Source organism: Candidatus Desulfolinea nitratireducens (assembly GCF_982879505.1).
Window position 1 is genome coordinate 1 of the sequence record NZ_CEYOSI010000286.1, and the last position, 3,672, is coordinate 3,672.

At 45.1% G+C, this 3,672-nt stretch carries 4 protein-coding genes; all 4 read right to left on the reverse strand.

The window, feature by feature from the left end:
• On the reverse strand, positions 1–638 hold a 638-nt coding region (selD, locus tag AC3DOM_RS16595; protein WP_487920152.1), incomplete at its 3' end, for a selenide, water dikinase SelD.
• Positions 639–826: 188 nt separating this feature from the next.
• On the reverse strand, positions 827–1,864 hold the full coding sequence (locus tag AC3DOM_RS16600; protein WP_487920149.1) for a prohibitin family protein: 1,038 nt from the start codon (positions 1,862–1,864) through the stop codon (positions 827–829).
• Positions 1,865–2,084: 220 nt separating this feature from the next.
• A complete protein-coding gene (locus AC3DOM_RS16605; RefSeq protein WP_487920150.1) occupies positions 2,085–3,005 on the reverse strand; it encodes an LGFP repeat-containing protein in 921 nt (306 codons plus the stop codon).
• 250 nt (positions 3,006–3,255) lie between these two features.
• A partial coding sequence (locus tag AC3DOM_RS16610; RefSeq protein ID WP_487920151.1) for a UDP-N-acetylglucosamine 2-epimerase occupies positions 3,256–3,672 on the reverse strand: 417 nt, incomplete at its 5' end.

Sequence of the window (3,672 nt, forward strand, 5' to 3'; positions counted from 1 at the left end):
TGGCCAAGTAAGCCAAAACCAGTGATATCGGTAGCGCCCCGCACCCCAAATTCCAGAGCAAGTTCGGATGCGGTTTTGTTGAGGCGACTCATCCAGCCCACCACTTCGGCAATATCTTCGGGTTTAGCCTTTTCTTGTTTTAACGCGGTCGTGGTCACACCAAATCCGATTGGTTTGCTCAGCACAAGCGCATCCCCAACCCCTGCACCACCTTTCGTCATCATTTTATCTATGTCGGCAAATCCCAGCACGACGAGACCGTACTTCGGCTCATCGTCTGTGATGGTATGTCCACCCGCAATGACAACGCCAGCCTCACGAGATTTCTCCGCGCCACCTCGCAATATTTCACTTGAAATTTCAGTTGGCAAGTTCGACGGGAGGGCTGTGATATTGAGGGCAAGAAATGGGCGCGCGCCCATTGCGTAGATATCTGAAAGGCTATTGGCTGCTGCAATTGCGCCATAATCATAGGCCTCGTCGACAACGGGAGTAAAAAAATCGGTCGTTACGATGAGGGCACGTTTCTCATCCAGCCGCCACGCTGCAGCATCATCAGGATCGCCGATTCCGATTAAAAGATCAGGATAATTTTCTGCCTGATAAATATTTTGTATTGGACGCAGTACCTGCGCCAGTGCTTCCGCACTTAATTTAGATGCTCAACCAGCACAAGATGCAAGACTGGTAAGGCGGATTTGCTTCCCTGATGGTTTTGCTGCGTCTACCATAATATTCTCCATGATAAAAATTACCGTACAAAAAACGGCTGAGGTCTATTTTACTTGACCTCAGCCGCGGTTTCAATATAAAATCTTTTTCTACCTTAGGGAAGTATTGTTCCCGACGTTCCAACTTCAGGTAGCGGGAAGAGGAAAGGTGAATCATTTGGGAGCAACATTACGTCAATATCCGGTGCAAGCTTGCTAATATATTGATAGATAAGCAGATCGGGTTTATTCTGAATAGCACTGTTGATCCGCTCCAAGGCTGTGGCTTCAGCTTCGGCCTGGATCAGACGTGCATCCGCTTCACCCTGGGCAGCGATGACGGCTGCATCCGCAGCACCTTGCGCAATCTGACGAGCCTGCTCGGCCTCCTGCTTCTTTGATTCAACCACAAATTTGGCTTGTTGAGCCTGTTGTTCAGCAATTTGCTTTTGTTCAACAGCGACTGCATATTCTGCGCTAAAGTGAATGTCGCGCAAAACAAAATCAACAAGAATGAGATTGTTTTCCTTAAATTTTTCTTCCATTGACAAAGTAATCGCACTTTCTAAAGAGGACCGCTCAGAACTAACGATCTCTTCAATCCCATACTGGGAAGCCACATCACGAACGATACCGCGCGTAGTCGGGCGAACAAGCTCATCAAGATAACGATTTGACCATTCAATATGAAGCTGGGTGACCTTGGTGGCATCTACTTGAAAGATGACTGAAGCATCAATGAAAACTTCTTGTCCATCTTCAGTACGTGCGCGGATCGAGTCGTCTCCGATAACACTTCCCTCAGCAGATGCAGCCGACATTGTGTAGGTCTGACGAGAGATTGAGTAAATACGTGCGATTTCCCCAGGGACAATCCATCGTAGGCCGGGCGTAATGGCCTCTTCGAGATAGCCGTTCGGTGCGCGGAAGCTATATGGTGAAACAACGACTGCGCGTTCATTCGGCTCAATAAAGACGATTCCGGCGCTAATCACCGATATAACCATTGCAAAAAGAAGCACACCAACCAACAGCGATGTTAATCCTTTTGTAGGCTGCTTCCTTGACGCGCGCATAATCACCATGCCAAGAACAGCAATGAAGGCAAACCATGAGAGACTGGCTAAACCTTTAAATAAGATTGCGATATTCATACGATCCTCCATTTTGAATGTTTAGGTAAATAACTAAACAATGATGAGATTATTCTCTGATTAAGGCTCTACAAGATATTGCAGTACCGTATATAAGTAATGAGAACTCTTCGAAAATGATAATACCATGCAAGTACCTGGGGCCGTATTGGAAATATATCAGAGATTTTTTAAAAGAAAATACCGCCCCGAAGGCGGCTATGATCTCGTTTTTTCAGGGCTAATACCAGATCCGAAATGATGTGGTCGTCTGCCCCGATTGCTCACCAAGTGAAACTTGTACATCAATCGTTACCAGCCCACCATAAGCTTGATTGGCTATGGTTAGCGGCAAAGTCGCAATCCCATTTTCATCAATTAGGACGGGAAGGGTTTTCTCTTCTCCAGTTGTCCAGATAACTTTTGCCTGCCCAATTGCCCCCTGAACAGGTTGGAAAGTCTGATCTTGAACGACAACAAAGATCAATTGTTGATCCGTTGAATAGGTAACCGCTTTCCAGGGAAAAGCACGCACCTTCAGCGACAAAACTTGTGTTCGGATACTTGGATCAAGCGGGAGAACAGGATCACGCCTTGCTGGGTCTTCACCCGTTGAATTAAAAAAGATTGCCCCTAATTCACCCATCACAACACGTTGTCCTTCCGGTTTGGAAGGATGCCATTCCAGTCGCCCATTTTGAAAGTACTGGACGACCCTGTTATCCTGATATTCAAAGGGTGAAATCGGATAACCCAAAAGAGCCAAGCCTCCATGCTCATCAAAATACTGCAAAAATGCAAAACAAACTGCATCCCCTGTTTCAAAATCCCGACAAGCCAGAGGGTTGTCAATCCTAAGTTGCACCCCGGTTTTATATGTCAACGTGCCCAATGGTGAGAGATGGACTTCTCCATTTTGCAATTCAAGACGAGCACGTTGGAAATATTGCACCAGTACGCCATCCTGGTTAATGAATTGCTCTGTAATCGGATACCCCAAAAAAGTTTCTGCTTCATTAATATTTTGGTAAAAATGCCAAAATGCCCCCTGAATATTATGCCTGGTTTGATCAAAATACTTGTTGTGATCGTCATCTTGCGCTTGAACAGGGCTGACCGCCAACAAGCTCAAAATCATCACTAAACCAATAAAACTTCGCATAGATTTCATATTTCCCATATTATACATAAAAAATGGTGAAAAAGTATGATACTCGGAAGTGGCTAAATAGGTGTATCTCAAAGTGGGAATGCTATGGCTCTGCAGGGATTTGTAATCCCTGCTTACACAGGACAATCGCTGGATCACAAATCCAGCCAGAGCAGATCATTATTTTAGTTACACACGAAAATAGCCACTCCCTGATTTTTTCACCATATTATTTGCGGTACATTTTTTGAAAATATATATTTTAATCTTTATAAGCTTGCAAAACTTCAACAATATTTTTCGCCGCGTGTCCATCTCCAAAAGGATTCACTGCCTGCGCCATCGCAGAGTGAGCTTTGGGATCGTTGAGCAAATAATTCGATTCATTTATTATCTTCTGTCTTTTCGTCCCAACCAGTTTCAATGTGCCTGCTTGCACACCCTCGGGGCGCTCCGTAACTTCCCGCAGAACCAGCACTGGCACACCAAAAGCAGGTGCTTCCTCCTGAATGCCTCCCGAATCAGTCAAAATAAGCGAAGACTTTTTCATCAAATGAACCAGCGATAAATACTCCAGCGGTGGTAATAGAGTAATATTGCGGATATTTCCCAATAATCGGTGAACCGGCTTCTGTACATTAGGGTTGAGATGAACTGGATATACAATTTCTACATCACC